Source organism: Legionella steigerwaltii (genome assembly GCF_001468065.1).
Taxonomy (GTDB): Bacteria; Pseudomonadota; Gammaproteobacteria; order Legionellales; family Legionellaceae; genus Legionella; species Legionella steigerwaltii.
This window is the reverse complement of the sequence record NZ_LNYZ01000042.1, coordinates 102,695-117,798: the sequence shown is the minus strand read 5'-3', so window position 1 is coordinate 117,798 and position 15,104 is coordinate 102,695. Positions and strand designations below refer to the sequence as shown.

The window sequence follows — 15,104 nt, the reverse complement described above, 5'->3', positions numbered from 1 at the left end:
TTAAAATTATGAATTTTTTTAAGAAAAATGAGACTAAATATGCTGCATGGGAATAATCAACTTTTAGACGCCAGGGTAATAGGAGGTACTTGCAACCAGGACTTTATGATTTAAATCGCGAGCAATTTCTATTTTAGAGTCGGGTTCAATTTTGATTGCTCAGGCATTTTTTCAAAAACTTGATGTACAAAATAATTCATTTTTTCTGATTCAGCTTTTTTTCTAAACAACATATTAACAAAATCTTCTGCTACAAGCGGCCAATGATTTTCGGGATTTGGTTCATTGCTATTTTCTTCATTGATAAGATCTTCATTTTCCTTTAAAAAATCATTTACTGCTTTTTCGTCATACGCTACAAGAGCTCCAGAGCGAATGCTTAAAAAGCCACCTTTGGGAATTACTTTGTATTCCCTATTATCTGCCATATGTATGTATTTATTTTTATCAGGATTATAAGCATACATCTCTTCATCAGTAGGGTTAGGAATAATAAAAAATTTTAGCCCTCTTTTTTTCAATAATTGGGAAACTTGAAATGACTCAAATCCAGCAGCACGAATTACATCTAATGGCAAATATCCCAACGCCTTCGTTTTTCCAACCTGAGCTAAATCCTTCATATCCGGATGGGAAAAAAAGTCCGAAGGTTGAGGTGCAGAAAACAGGGGGTTACTGGTGGGTGGTACTTCATCGCGAGAACTACTCATTTCATTAGTAGGTTCACCTTTTTTGTTATCAGCAGGTTTCTTTTTAAAAAGCCCTTTAAATGCCTTCATAATTTTCAATCTGAATAATATATATTCAAATTATATGCAAAATATTCTGACTCATCAAAATAAGTAGGTGACGATTTCTTAAAATATTCAAAAATTACCCTTCAATGGCAGCAACAATTAGCTATAAGCTATAATTTAAAGTATGTTTAAAAAATGAGAGTCATGATGAAGGCTAAACGTGAAAAAAGGAAATTACTTCAAGAAGCTTCATTACATAATGGTGAGGTTCAAGGATATAAATTTCAAGATGATAGTTATGCGAATCAAATGGCCTATCTTTTCGGTGGTAAAAAAGGAGAAGAAGCCGCAAAAAAAATATTGGACGATGCGAACTCACAATTCCCGAATCCTTTAGACATTTTAAAGAAAAAGAAATATATAGAAGAACAGGTGAAACAGAGAGCGGCAGAAGTAGATAGAGATTTGCACGCTGGAATGAAAGAAGTTTTTGGGAGCTTAAAGGATTTAGATCATCCAGCGAAGGGTGAGGAAGCGGGCAAAAAAGCCATGCTTGGTCTCATGAAAGGTCTTGGATTAAATGTTGATGATGATAATGTACAGACCCATTATTCACCTGGGCCGCCTACAGTTTTTCAAGTCACTTGGGTCAATCGCCCCTCTGAAAATCTCAAGAATGAAGACTCTAGTGTTAACCAGCTTGCACAATGTTACTCAGAATGTTTGTCACCGAAAACAGGTGAAAAACAAGAATTTGATTCATCTTGGAAAACAAATAGAACCAATGCAATGAATGGTGGCCCCAAAATCGAAAAATCTGAGTTTCTAAGTCATGCGGATGAATCGTTCCAAACTACTATAGACTCTTTAAAAAATCCAACAAAACAAGCTGAGACTACAGAAGAGCCTGTCAACACCTCTAGGTTAGAGTACTGATCGATTACATTTTGGAATGGCGCCAACTTAAGAGATTGTAGAGATTGTAGCCTGTGTGCAGCGAAGCGGAACCCGGGGAATCAACGCCAATAAAACCTGGGTTCCGCTTCGCTGCACCCAGGCTACAAAAGGTTATACTATTTCGTCTATCGAGCGTATAGGGCTCCATGGTGGCAGCTACATATTCGCCATTGTTATTACAAAATTTGGAATGTTAGGCGAACCAATCCCAACCCCATCATTCCAAAATTGATCTTCAGGCTCGATGGTTAGTGATGAATCCCATCCAAAAGTTTTGTTTTTAATGCTAAATGCCGATGCAGGAGCAGGAGTCCCCTGGATTGTTGTCGAGGGTGGTGGTGTTGCGCCACTAATAATCAGTGCGGGAGGAATAATCAGATTAATTGATCTGCTGGAGAGTAACACCTGGTTCATTTGATACAAATAGGGTGCTGCCTGGCCTATTGGTGTTCCTTTATTCAGTAAACTACGTGCTTGGTTTACTAAAACTAAAGTTGCCGAAAATAAAGGACAAGCTAAGCTGGTGCCTCCATCCTGAACTTGTGCGCCATCAGCGATAATCAATAATCCTGTCTGCGGATCACCAAGCATGGCAATATCGGGTAATGCACGACGCTTTCCATAATTGCTAATCACTCCATAACCCCCAGCCGTGTAATTACTAATGGAATTCTGCCAGTTACCTGGCTTATAAAATTGGCTAATGCCACCGCCAGTACCGCCATCGTAAGAATAGTTGCCATTAACGTTTTTAACTGATCCCCAGACTGTTTCAAATGCATAACGGTAATTTGTATCTACAAATAAAGCAGTTGCCCCAACCGCAGTAACGTAAGCAGAACTGGAGGGATATTCAACCGTTGGTGAAGGAGACCGAGGTGGAGTGCATTTTTTTTCCGTGATGTATGTATTGTCGCCACAATCGCCAGAAGAAAAATTAACACTGATTCCTGCTGTCGCAGCTAATTGTAAGGTTTGCTCGAATGAAGTATCTAAAATTTCTTGACCACTCCAACTATTAGAAATGACATAAGCATTAGAAAAACCTGCAATAGTAAAATTATTCTGAATCAGTGTGTGAATTACATCTGTTAAGATGCTCTTTTGATCTTTGCCTAACACCAAAACGGTATTATCTCCAGGCGCTATAGTATGGGACGATTCAATGTCTAGTGCGATTTCATTACTGAAAGAGGATGCACCAGGACATGTTGTAAAAGGCGTACCATCAGGATTAATGATCGCAAAATTTTTCGCTGTTCCTGAGGTCACAAAGGGCTTTATATTATTCGCATTAAAATATTGATTTGCATCATGCACAATTTGATGGGGTGTATTCGTACCGCAGGCATCAACGATGACTAATGTTTGTCCCGTTCCATCGAGATGTTTTCCATTAACACGTGGAATGTTTTTCAGATTATAAGTCTTTTGCAAATTTGCGCCCGTAAAGCCTTGCAATGAAATATCTGTAGGAATTGCAAAAGGAACAAAAGTATTCCAGATGAAGTTTAAATCATGAACCTCTTTAGAGTTATTTTGTAGCTCTTCTATGTTTGAGTGAAATTGGGGAATGGTACTAAGACCAGTAATTTCGGCAATATATTGGGCAATCTCCCGATTTAATTGGGGAGGGCTGGTGTTTGCATGAACGATTTTATTTTGATATTCAAAATAGTTTATTTGCACATGAAGTGCTTGCTCGATTTGCGCTACGGTTCCAGTTACACGAATACTATGGTTAACCACTTTTGTTTGCATGCCTTGAGACGAAAAAAACTGTTGCACGGTCTCTTCCGCTTCTTTGCTCGGTGCAAATTCATGTTCATAAAGACTTGCAGTTAAAAATTGATGATAACGTGTACTATTGGGATCATAAACGTCTCGAGCAAGCTTATCTAACTCTGCTTTATTACGTAATTTTAACCAGACTATAAATGAAATTTTTGTCTCGGGAGGCACAGGTTTAATTCGCGTTGCCTGACTCAGTAAATTTAATCCTGGATTTGGTAAACGGAATAAGTCATTTGCTGGTTTTGCATAGGAAGTTATTGTCACAAAACTGAGTGACAATAAAAGGAATCCTGCTTTTTTAAGTTTCAACATAATTATCTCCCTATGCTACCCGAAAAAAAATAAACTAGTAATTGGGCTAGACGTGATAAATCCCAAGTCATCTCCAGTGGTTAAGGAGAAAACATGACCATTTTGTGTGCCAGCATGCAGGATGCTTGCATCTGAATTCACAAACAAGGTATATGTGATTTGGGATAAAAGAGTCCATAATGGATTTGGAGCCGTCGAGCTATTGCTGAAATAGGCATATTCAAAGCCAATGGTTCCTGGCGGCAAGGTGCCGTTTGCTGAGGTTTGTCGTGTATTCACATAAAGTTGATCATTCACCACAAAAACATTTTGGATGGGTACAGGGACGCTTGATTCAGGGCCGCTGATTTGATTCCAGTTATCTCCGTTATCCGTTGAAAAATAGACATTACCATCGTCACTTCCCGCATAAATCGAAGTGGGAGTCAAGAATATACTGTTTACAGGGGCCATGCCTGGATTTGTTGTGGTGGCAGTCCAAGTCATCCCATTGTCACTTGAATAGTAAACTTCTCCCTCTTGAGTTCCGACATAAATTGTTGAAGTGGCTGTAACAAAAACACTATTTATTGCGTCACAAGGAGCTGTTGTAGCGGTCCAAGAAGTACCATTATTGGTTGAGTAATATACTTTGCCATCTGCACTTCCTACGTATAAAGTGCTTTGTGTTGCAAATACACTATTCACCGCATTACCTGCCGATGGTACCGATGTAGCAGTCCAAGTGAAACCATTATCAGTAGAAAAATAAACAGAACCGCTTGCTGTTCCTGCATATATTGTACCTCGCCGTGTAAATGTTACTTCTACGGTATGATTGTCATCAATATTAGAGAAGGTATATGTTGTGCCACCTTTTTGTGCTGTACCTCCGTCCACTATCCATTCATCCACTTGATAGTTCGCATTAGGGGTTGCAGTAAAAGTCAGGCTACTTCCAGCAAGAACAGTTTGCGGTGTATTGGGATTAATTGTTCCATTTGCACGAGCATTTGGAGTGATCACATAGCGTGCTATCGGAATAATCGTGATATTTAAAATGTCAGCTAAAGCAGGTTGATAACATTCCAGTCCATTTCGTTGGTCGCATACAACAGGACCCCCTTTAACATTACCCGTCAGTATGCTTCCATTTACAATCAAATTAAGAGTGCAGGAGTGATGAGCACGCAATGTAAATGGGTTAGGACAATTTCCAGCTGAAGTGTCCTGAGTAACCCCGGTGATGGATTTCATAGACAGGGTATGTGCTCTTTCGCGTGATTTATTCGTTACGGTGTATTTAATCGTCGCCGATCCTATTGATGTGACAGAAACAGTTGGTGGGTAATTAGGGTCAGGTGTAAAAGTCCACACGGGTTTACTTGCATGGCTTATTGTCAGGAACAGAAAAGCAACCACAGCGATAAAGAGCTGAGGCAAACTGGCTTTAAATATTTGCATCTTCAAATCCATTTTCGGATATTATCTTGGTGATGTTTATCTTAAGTTGAATACTTAATTGAGATCAATGAAAATTGATAATTAAAAATACTTTTTTTTCAATGAGTTAAAAATGAAAAATCATACACATATTCTCAAGTGGGCAACTGATTATTTGATCTCCAAAGGGTATTTCCTACAACGTTTACCCGAAATTGTGCTCGAAACACCTTGGTCTAATGTGATCCGATTTTCAACCTCAAAAGGTGATGTTTATTTAAAACAACCGGCACCGTCCTTAGCCCAAGAGTCGAAGATTACACAATTCTTGGCGGATCAATGTCATGCCAGTGTCCCGATTGTAATCGCGGCTAACGATGAACTGCATTGTTTTCTGATGCACGATGCCGGAAAACCATTGCGTGAATATCTAAAAACAGAATTTCAGCCGGACTTATTGTGCCAAGCCATTCTGCAATATACCGCGATGCAGCGATCGACAGAGCATCATATAGAATCTTTACTTGCACTGGGAGTTCCCGATTGGCGATTGGACAAATTACCCAAACTGTATGATCACATGATCAATCAAGAAACTTTTTTAAAAACAGAGGGGATGACCGACAAGGAACTGCAGATATTGCACGATTTAAGCCCGCAAATTTCCGAAGAAATTGAATCATTATCCCAATGCCAGATCCCAGAAACAATCGTTCAGTCTGATTTTCACACTAACAATATTCTGATTAATCCGAATACTAAAAAACTGACCTTCATTGATTTGGGAGAAATAGTGATCACCCATCCATTTTTTTCCTTACAGACGTTCCTTCGTCAAGCCATCACACATCATGGCATAAAAGAATTCGATCAAATCTATCATCAACTTCAGGAAACGTGTTGCGAAAATTGGCTGCAATTGACGACAAAAAAGCAGCTGTTCGATGGGTTTATGCTGGCCAAAAAGTTATGGCCCATTTATTCCGCACTTGTTTTTTATCGTATCTTACATAGTGTGGATCAGCAGTCCTTTAAATCGTTTTATGCCAATAGGCCCAATCGACTCGCTGGGTTTTTTAGAGAATATGTGGCCGCCAAGAGCTTTTAGTCTCATGATTGCTGAATTTGATGTAGGTTGGGCCAAAAGCCTACATCTTATTGATTCAGTCATTGTTAATGCTTTTCTTGCTAATAATTATGTGACGTGTATCAAAATTATTGGTAATGTTGAACGGCTAAAAAAGGAAGAAAAAAAATTCACAAATTTTCATGTTGCTAAAAGTAATAGTACTAACGGTGTAATTACCACAAAAAGACCAAAGTAACTATTTGTAGCAGGAGCTAGTAAACTATAGGAGTAGTAAATGAAAAGAGTCACGATACAGGAAGCTCTGGGTAAATATGATAGTAAGAAAGGATATAGACGAACCCTTATTAAAGAAGAGCCTCATATTAAAGAATTGCGAAGTTTCTTTGGGGATTTGAAGGAGGATGATTTATCTCCTTCCTCATTACAGAAATTAGCCCTGATTTTAATTGGTAAAAATACACGGACAGATGCAAGTGAAAGCGGTAAGGCGTTCGAAGGGCTGGTTAATATGTTAGGAGGGTATGAAGCGCTTGATACCTTAAACGATGCAAACTATTTAACTGAAGATAATGTTGTGTTTCTGGAAAGGCACCCCAATGAAGCGAAAGCTTTAGCTCCTCTTATCGTATCTATCTCAAAAACTCCAATAGGTACCGATATAAAGAAGGTATTTTCCATAGCGGAAAAATTGAAAAATCCACAAGAATTAATTACTGTTTTTAAAGAATTGGAATTAATTTCACACTCAAAAAATGCATATTTCTTCATTAATATTTTATCTCTTTTAAATCAACATAATTTAAATAGCGATGAAGTAATGCCCTTTTTAAAAGGAGCTGATGCAAGTATTATATTTATTTACCAAATACTGGAAACCTTAGCAGAAAAAAATCCATCGCTAATTACCCAGCCTAATGTGATTCATCTTTTAAAAATAAAACATCACTTTGATTTTCATACTTTGTTAAAAATCCTTCCGCAGGATCAGGAAACTCTAGATAGCTTGTTTCAATCAGATGATACGTATACTTTGGGACAACATTTTTGGCTCGAAGACATCGTTAAAAATTTTAAAGAAGCAGGTTGGGATTTACACCCCTATTTAGGGACAATTCTAAGCGGAAACATCAAAGGCTATGCTGTGAGAAGAGCCTTAAAAGAATTAATTGAATTGAAATTAAAACCAGAACTTTTACCCCAAATTGTACAAACTATTTTTAGCCATTCCCACGAAAGTACTGAATTAATGGATGCGGTAAAAACGCTGCATAAAGCGGGCTTAGACGAACAGTTTCTCAAAATTGCATTTGCAGTACCCAAATTTTCCGACAGGATTGCGGCAGCGCTTGTGACGCTACAAAAAGCAGAATGTTACAATGAAGCCACCAAAGTATATATTTGTTTAAGTCCAGAACACGCTTTGGGTTTGGCTCAATTTTGGATTCAATTTTCTAATGCAGAATGTTCCGACTCATCCCAACGTGCAGCGATGTTGAAACGACCGCAATGCGCCTCCTACACCGCTGAAGTGATTGAGTTTTTACAACAACATAAACTTAATAATGAAAAGAATGTTCTTGCTGTGTGTAAAGCAAAACTAACAAGCAAAGCCTTACTTAATTTGCTAAATCTTATGCTTGAGTCAAAAATTTTAGTTCAACCACGCTTGGATATACTCTGGTCAAAATTATCCTTCATTAAGACACTGGATAGTGGTGCCCAGTGTTTGGCGAATGTTGGAAAATTAGATGATCTGAATTTTGATTCATTGATGTCTGATCCTATTAATGCGGTTGCTTTAGCAGAAAATTTAGGTGGAAAACCCTTTCCTAAAGATAACTCTCCCCTTAAAAACCCTGGGGCTCAGGATTTTTCAACCATCCGTAAAACTACCAAAATATTGTGTCAAGGTTATAGACAAGGACTTTTTTCCACCGGAATGTCTTCTGAGCAGAGAAAGGATTTTATAAAGGCTAAGCAAGGTAAGACGGTCGAGGAGTCACAAAAGGAAATTGTAGTGAAAATTGTTGGGTATTTGGGTAATCAAGCGTTAGAAGAGGCAACAGAACGCCATATTGCTGAAGATACCTATTCATCATTTTTAAAAATTTGATAAACAGCAGTTTATCAGACGTCTCAGTGATATAAGCCGCTCAACGAAGCGGGCGGTTTGTATCAGGAATTTCAAAGGCAAAGAGACATCCATCATAAGACTTTTTTCAAAGCTATTTCAATCCTACTATTTTTATAGTAGTATCTACTAAAAAAATAGTAGAGCATGCTCTATTTCGTTTCTGGAGAGGAAAATGTCTATAAAAAAAGTATCGTCAGTCCATGATCGCCTGCTTACAGAGGTAGAGCTTGAATTAATGAATATTATTTGGAACCTTAATAAAGTAACTATTAAAGAGGTCGTTAAACATCTAGCTAAAGAAAGACCCTTAGCTTACACCACTGTAGCAACAGTGGTAAAAGTGCTTGAACAAAAAGGATTTCTTGAATGTCAAAAAAACTCTTATGCCCATGTTTTTGTGCCTATTGTTACAAAGTCTGACTATGAAAATACGTGTCTGGATCATATTGTTGCCAATGTTTTTGATGGTGAGCCTGTAGCTCTTGTCCAAAGACTCCTGATGGCTAAAAAATTACAACACGATGATCTGCACGCCATAGAAGAAGCACTGAAACAATTAACCACTGACACAAAAAAAGTAGGGGTGGAATAATGTTATTTATAGAAATTTTATTGAGTATCCACTGCTTACTCTTGGTAAGCTCATGGCTTATCGGAAGTCGTTGGCTTACAAATCAGCCGTCTTTTAAACTTAAACTGGCCCGTTTTTTATTAGTATGCTGTGTGGTTTCACCATTAATTGTTCATTGTGTAAGTTTTAATCAAAAACTTGAGCGACATAACTATATATCATTTGATGCCCTGCAAGAATATGCTAATCAGCCGATTTTAAAGGAAGAACCTGCACAATTTGCAGGCGAATCAGTAACTGCTGTGACACTGGGAAATGTAAATTATCGCCAGCTTTTTTATGTACTCTTTTGTTTCATCATCCTACTTCGTGCTTATCAGGTATTATCGGGCTTAGGTAGCTTACGATCGCTATTAGCTGAAGCAATTCCTTATCGAAGCGCTGGAAGACTAGTCATTAAAGTTTCTCACCTTTGTCATATTCCATTCTCGGTATTCTTATTTAATAAAGCTTATATCGTATTGCCCGTATCCTTATTTTCTTCTTCCAAGAATGTGAGGATTGCGATTGCGCACGAAGGGCAACACCATCGTAATGGAGATTGTTTATGGGCCTATTTTATTGAAGTTTTGCGCATTATCTTTTTTTGGAATCCAGGTGTTACTCGATGGAGCAGCATTTTAAGTGAATTACAAGAATTTTCATGTGATGAAGTACTGGTTGGCCACCCAAAAATTTCGGCACATGATTATGGCCACTGTCTGGTCCAAGTGATCCAGACAGTATCTCAAAGTTCTCTGTCATCTAATCGAGAATTAGCATGCACGGTGGGTATGGCTTTGAACAATGAAAATGAAGACTGTACTTTTATCATAAGGAGAATTTCAATGTTATCAACTTATCCATTTAATACATCTAAGCCCTTGCTGTTAGGGATTGCATTTGCTGGGTTTTCTATTTTGGCACCCATGTGTGTCGCCTATTCAGCAGTGGGATCCTTAACCAGTCCTAAGACTAAAGGAATTGATACAACTCATTTAGATTCTAAAATGCAGAACATTGCGGAGAAAGAAATTACTGCAGCGGTCAAACGTTATCACGCAAAATCTGGGGTTATTGCAATGGCCGATCCAACCACGGGCCACATCATTGCATTTGCTGAATCAGGTCAGCAGGAACAAAACAGTTGGAAGTCACGTGTTTTTTCACCTGGCTCGACGATAAAACCTTTTATTGCCGCTGCAGCAATCGATTCAGGTACAAGTTCTGCAACAAAAAACTATGATTGTCATTCGCCTTATTCCTTAGAGGGTAAAACATTTACAAACTACAATCCTAATGTGGGTACTGCTACTTTAACAGAGGCGATGGCAAAATCGATTAATGTCTGTCTTATCAAGGTTTCACAAGAAGCTGGAGCACCAGTAATCCGTAAAAAACTTACTGAATTTGGTTTTGACATGGACACTTGGTGGCAAGCGAATCAAAGCGAAGACTTGCAACTTGCAATGGCTTCACTGGGTGAGAATATTCCTGTCACCATTGAGTCGTTAACAAAATCTTATGCCATTCTTGCCAATAAGGGACATTTATTTGCTCAAGGAGATACACCGGTTATCTCAGAAACAACAACAAACTCAATAAATCATATGCTTGAGAATGCGGTTACAAATGGTACTGGAAAACGTGCAGTTATTCCCGGTGTTGCTGTGGCGGGTAAGACAGGAACCGTTATCGAAAACAATGAGAAACATCTTGCTTTGTTTGCTGGGTATGCGCCAGCTAATAAACCCCGTTACGTTATGTTAGTTGTGATTGAAGATGGTCATTTAAGCAAAAAAGGCGAGACATTGACTTCGGGCGGGGAATTAGCCGCTCCTGTATTTCGTAATGTCGCGATGAATAGTCTGAATAGTGTAAATCGATAGCTCCTAAAATCCCCTCTCCCACTTGAGGGAGAGGGGTAGGGGTGAGGGGCCCCTCATCCGCCCTGCGGGCACCTTCTCCCCGTAGGGAGAAGGGCTTCTGCCAGTATCAATTGAAACGATTTTGAGGTTGTCATGAAAAAAAATATTTTATTCTTATGTATGGGACTATTATTTTGCACCACGATTTGGGCTCAAGGTACCTGCTTTTTGGCATATGAAAATCAAACGGTGTTAAAACACGAGGGCAATGAGTGTAATCTGCGTTATGCACCCGAATCGACTTTTAAAATAGCCTTAAGTCTTATGGGGTTTGATGCAGGAATATTAAAAGATGCGCTTCATCCTGAATGGCCTTATAAAAAAGAATATGAACTCTATCTCAATGTATGGAAATATCCTCATAACCCACACACTTGGATAAGGGATTCTTGTGTTTGGTATTCGCAAGTGTTGACGCAACAATTAGGTATGAATCGATTTAAGAGTTATGTCGATGCATTTCATTACGGCAATCAAGATGTATCAGGCGATAAAGGTCAAAATAATGGATTAACCCATGCCTGGCTTTCAAGCTCGCTTGCCATTTCGCCGGCAGAGCAAATTAAGTTCCTGCAAAAAATAGTTCATAAAAAACTACCCGTGAGCCAAAAGGCCTTTACCATGACTAAAGATATTTTGTATATCCAAGAATTAGCTGGTGGCTGGAAACTGTATGGGAAAACAGGAACTGGTCGACAATTAACGAAAGACAAAAGCCATAAACTTCCTTTGCAACATGGATGGTTTGTGGGTTGGATAGAAAAGGATGGTCGCGTGATTACTTTTGTAAACCATATCGCTGACAGCAAAGAAAAAACGACCTTTGCGAGTTTTAGAGCGAAAAATGAGGTACTTATTAAATTGCATTATTTGATTAATGAATTAGAGGCTCCTATTTAAAAAGTTGAAAAAAATGCTTGACCCTATTGTTGCTATATACCTTACCTTTGAATTTAAGGAGGGAACATGATGACTCAATGGTTCGTAAAAGACTTAAGTAAATTAACCGGTGTTTCGGTGCAAACCCTGCATCATTATGACCGCATCGGTTTGCTTATTCCTTCATTGCGACTTGCCAATGGGTATCGTGTTTACTCTGAGAGGGATTTATTGAAATTGCAGCAGATTATTGCTTTGAAGTTTTTTGGTTTTGAGTTGTCACAAATCAAAACCTTGCTCACTGAAGAACATAGCGCGTTAAAACATTTTAACAGCCAAGCTCAGGTGTTAGAACAAAAAGCAGCCGCTTTACTTGAGGGAGCGAAAACTTTGCGAAGCATTATTGACTCTGTTGACAACAATCAATCGATTCCTTGGGAAACTATTATTCAACTTATAGAGGTATATAGAATGACAGCGCATCTTGAACATGGTTGGGTTAAAGAAATATTTACCCCCGAAGAATTAAAACAGTACGTAGAATTTGAAAAAGAAATGAAAGCCAATGCGACACCTGAGCAACAAGCCACTTTTGAAAAGAATTGGCATCAGTTGGTGGAAGAGGTAAACAATAATCTTAAGCAGGATCCAAACTCAAAAATAGGTGTTGATTTAGGGAAGAAAATTATGGATTGGGTGAATGGAGTATACGGTAAAAAATACGCCCATTTAAGGACCAAAAAATTTGAAAAGGGTTTTGGCGAAGGGAAGGGGCTTGATGAGGTTGGTTTAACTCTAGAAATGGTATCATGGATGGATAAAGCGATGGATGCCTACTGGAAAGAACGGATTTATGGCATTCTTAAACAGGTAGGAAAAAGCCCTTCTGCAACTCTGTTAACCCTTTGGAATGAAGTGCTGGTTGATATGTATGGTGAAGAGACGTCACGCCAAAAAGCCATATACGAAATCGTCTTCAATGATGATAAGGTTAGTCCAGAGGCAAAAGCTTGGCTTAAAAGTATCTTGGATTCTTGAAATGTCTGAATGTATTGGATCGGTATTATTGTACCGATCCAATTATTTTATGAGTTAGATTGGAGAGTTTACTTATTTTTTTGATTCATGAAAAAATTTGCAGATCTCTTCCATAAAATCTGTATAACCTTGTTTTTCTTCCATTCTATGTTTCCAACGCTGATGGTTTCCTTCGGCAACTATTTTAGCTAGTTTATCTAGGCGAGCACCTTGGTTTTTCAGAATGAGTGCTTTAATTTTCTCTTTTAGCACTTCTTCCCATGCTTCATCAGCAAGTTCTAAAAAGTAGTGTGCCTCCATTTCTTCTCCATGAGCATGGTCACCATGATGACAATGGTCGTGTTCATGATGATGTTCTTCATGCATATAATGACATGGACAATGGCATTTTTCTTGAGCACATCCATAGCTTCCCATATTTTCTCCTTTCAGGTTTTTTCAAAATGTTTCAACATAGAGTCTACATAAAATGATAAAGAAGCACAAAAATCTATTCATGAAAACCTTGGCAAGAAGGTTGAGATTTTCACCTAACAATCTATGATGAACATAGAGCCGTGTTGGGTCTAAAGACCTGAGGAATAATCAGGTCTAAAAACTCAATCGACTCAATGCATAGGGTTATAAGTGGGTTTTCATTAACTAAGCATATCTATGGAATCCGGATTGATATCAGTCTGCAAGCAGCGCCAAGAGAGTATAAATTCTTAAGACTACACCTTAAGGTGTGGTCTTAATGGGTCATGCAGAATTTTTATTCGCAAAATTTGGTATAATGGTCCCTGTGTGTCTTATTAATAGGTACCCCAGACTTCTTTACGCTCAGGATACCATTCTTGAAAATTCTCCTGATATAAATCTGGATGATACCACAGTGGTGAACTTCTACATCATCAGTATCGTAGCCTGGGTGCAGTGAAGCGGACCCCCGGGGTTTCCGGACATCAATGAATACCTTAATCCCGGGTTACGGCTTGCGCCTTCACCCAGACTACAAATCGGGCTTTTCTAGGATATGAGCAAGGTTCGAGCTATACAGCTACCTAAAACTGTTGTATGAGCCAATAACTCTCCGTATTTAAATGAGATCAATGGAGAAAATCTTCATTTTAATTTCATTAAAAAGATCATAAATCGCCTCTGCTAAACTCAAATTTTTCTAATCGGAAATAGGATGAGCTTATTTTCCTCTCTGCTCTTATTTTTAATAAATATGAGTATCATAGTTCAACTCATATGCTTGCATGAACTCGCGAAATTTTTTGAAATTATACTGATTAAAGAATTTGTAACATGATTACCCGCGGCCACGAGTTTGATAAGCTAATTGACGTTTGTTTCGATATATAATAGGGTATCCAAAATGTATGATGTGATGGATCAGATAATTAAGGATAATTATGCGTTTAGCGAAAATACTCTTTACCAGTTTTGCATTACCACTTGTTTGTTCCGCAGGGACTATGGGCAATGTAGGCCCCTCTAAGCTCTGGTCTCTCTCTATTCAAGGAGGCTTTTTTGGAGCATCTCAGGGCAAAGAGCAACATATTGATATTGATGGGTTGATAGGCAATCAATATACCGTAGATAACAACTCCCAAATTAGTGGACTTGTTGGTCTTGGTTTATATTTCAATGGTCCTGCTTACAATCGGTTTCAGCTTTCATATGGAGTCGATGCTTTTTATTTAGGTCAAACCACAGTGCGTGGAGACATTATTCAGGAAGATCTATTCACCAATCTTTCTTATAAATACACCATTCAAAACGTGCCGGTTTATGCCGCAGCTAAGGCACTGATCTACACGAATAATCCAATGTTCAACCTGACTGTTGATGCAGGGATAGGCCCTAATTTTATGTGGACTTCTGGCTATCATGAAACACCATTAGAAGACTTCGTGATACCTGATCATGCGTTTAAAGGTACTTCTACAACCAGTTTTTCTGTTACAGCAGGGGCCGGAGTTCGTTTAAACAATATTATTGGACCAATGCCATTGGAATGTGGTTATCGTTTCTTTTATTTAGGTAAAGGGCATTTAAATCGAATTAATGATCAATACCTCGATAACTTATCTACTGGTGACACTTATGCTAATGCGCTTGTGTGTGCAGTGACTGTGTAACTTTTACTCGACAGGGATGCTAGATGATAAAAAAGATATGGAGTGTTGTTTTTCTCGTGTTTATCAATCAAGCT

At 38.4% G+C, this 15,104-nt stretch carries 13 protein-coding genes; 9 read left to right on the top strand and 4 right to left on the bottom strand.

What is annotated here, in order from left to right; all coding sequences use genetic code 11:
• Positions 1-128 precede the first annotated feature (128 nt).
• Complete coding sequence (locus Lstg_RS16805) at positions 129-779, bottom strand: hypothetical protein (RefSeq protein ID WP_058478764.1); 651 nt, start codon at positions 777-779, stop codon at positions 129-131.
• A 162-nt stretch (positions 780-941) separates the two neighbouring features.
• Between Lstg_RS16805 and Lstg_RS16800 the strand changes: the two genes are divergently transcribed.
• Positions 942-1,673, top strand: a complete 732-nt coding sequence (locus Lstg_RS16800; protein WP_133129188.1) for a hypothetical protein — start codon at positions 942-944, stop codon at positions 1,671-1,673.
• A gap of 177 nt (positions 1,674-1,850) precedes the next feature.
• On the opposite strand, the gene Lstg_RS16795 is transcribed toward Lstg_RS16800, so the two are convergent.
• Both Lstg_RS16795 and Lstg_RS16790 read right to left on the bottom strand, forming a co-directional pair.
• Entirely contained in the window at positions 1,851-3,800 is a 1,950-nt protein-coding gene (locus Lstg_RS16795) for a S53 family peptidase (RefSeq protein ID WP_058478762.1), read from the bottom strand.
• A 15-nt stretch (positions 3,801-3,815) separates the two neighbouring features.
• Positions 3,816-5,243: a DUF6242 domain-containing protein gene (locus Lstg_RS16790; RefSeq protein ID WP_058478761.1), complete on the bottom strand. Its 1,428-nt coding sequence runs from the start codon at positions 5,241-5,243 to the stop codon at positions 3,816-3,818.
• 112 nt (positions 5,244-5,355) lie between these two features.
• On the opposite strand from Lstg_RS16790, the gene Lstg_RS16785 reads away from it, so the two are divergent.
• The 7 genes from Lstg_RS16785 (at position 5,356) to Lstg_RS16755 (ending at position 12,901) form a co-directional block, all read left to right on the top strand.
• Entirely contained in the window at positions 5,356-6,330 is a 975-nt protein-coding gene (locus Lstg_RS16785) for an aminoglycoside phosphotransferase family protein (protein WP_058478760.1), read from the top strand.
• Positions 6,308-6,547 carry a hypothetical protein gene (locus Lstg_RS16780; protein WP_133129189.1) on the top strand — a complete coding sequence of 80 codons (240 nt, stop codon included), beginning with the start codon at positions 6,308-6,310 and terminating at the stop codon, positions 6,545-6,547. The genes Lstg_RS16785 and Lstg_RS16780 overlap by 23 nt, the downstream gene beginning before the upstream one ends.
• 39 nt (positions 6,548-6,586) lie before the next feature.
• The gene (locus Lstg_RS16775; protein ID WP_058478758.1) at positions 6,587-8,425 is read left to right on the top strand and encodes a hypothetical protein; all 1,839 of its coding nucleotides are present in this window, start codon (positions 6,587-6,589) and stop codon (positions 8,423-8,425) included.
• A 193-nt stretch (positions 8,426-8,618) separates the two neighbouring features.
• A complete protein-coding gene (locus Lstg_RS16770; protein WP_058478757.1) occupies positions 8,619-9,038 on the top strand; it encodes a BlaI/MecI/CopY family transcriptional regulator in 420 nt (139 codons plus the stop codon).
• Positions 9,038-10,945 carry a M56 family metallopeptidase gene (locus Lstg_RS16765; protein ID WP_058478756.1) on the top strand — a complete coding sequence of 636 codons (1,908 nt, stop codon included), beginning with the start codon at positions 9,038-9,040 and terminating at the stop codon, positions 10,943-10,945. Before Lstg_RS16770 ends, Lstg_RS16765 begins: the two co-directional genes overlap by 1 nt.
• Positions 10,946-11,077: 132 nt before the next feature.
• The gene (blaOXA, locus tag Lstg_RS16760; protein ID WP_058478755.1) at positions 11,078-11,884 is read left to right on the top strand and encodes a class D beta-lactamase; all 807 of its coding nucleotides are present in this window, start codon (positions 11,078-11,080) and stop codon (positions 11,882-11,884) included.
• Between the two features lie 69 nt (positions 11,885-11,953).
• A complete protein-coding gene (locus Lstg_RS16755; RefSeq protein ID WP_058478770.1) occupies positions 11,954-12,901 on the top strand; it encodes a MerR family transcriptional regulator in 948 nt (315 codons plus the stop codon).
• Positions 12,902-12,973: 72 nt separating this feature from the next.
• Here Lstg_RS16755 and Lstg_RS16750 read toward each other — a convergent pair whose 3' ends face one another.
• The gene (locus Lstg_RS16750) at positions 12,974-13,318 is read right to left on the bottom strand and encodes a hypothetical protein (RefSeq protein ID WP_058478754.1); all 345 of its coding nucleotides are present in this window, start codon (positions 13,316-13,318) and stop codon (positions 12,974-12,976) included.
• 983 nt (positions 13,319-14,301) lie between these two features.
• On the opposite strand from Lstg_RS16750, the gene Lstg_RS16740 reads away from it, so the two are divergent.
• Positions 14,302-15,030 (top strand): hypothetical protein, encoded by a 729-nt coding sequence (locus tag Lstg_RS16740; RefSeq protein ID WP_058478752.1) that lies wholly within the window; start codon positions 14,302-14,304, stop codon positions 15,028-15,030.
• Positions 15,031-15,104 lie beyond the last annotated feature (74 nt).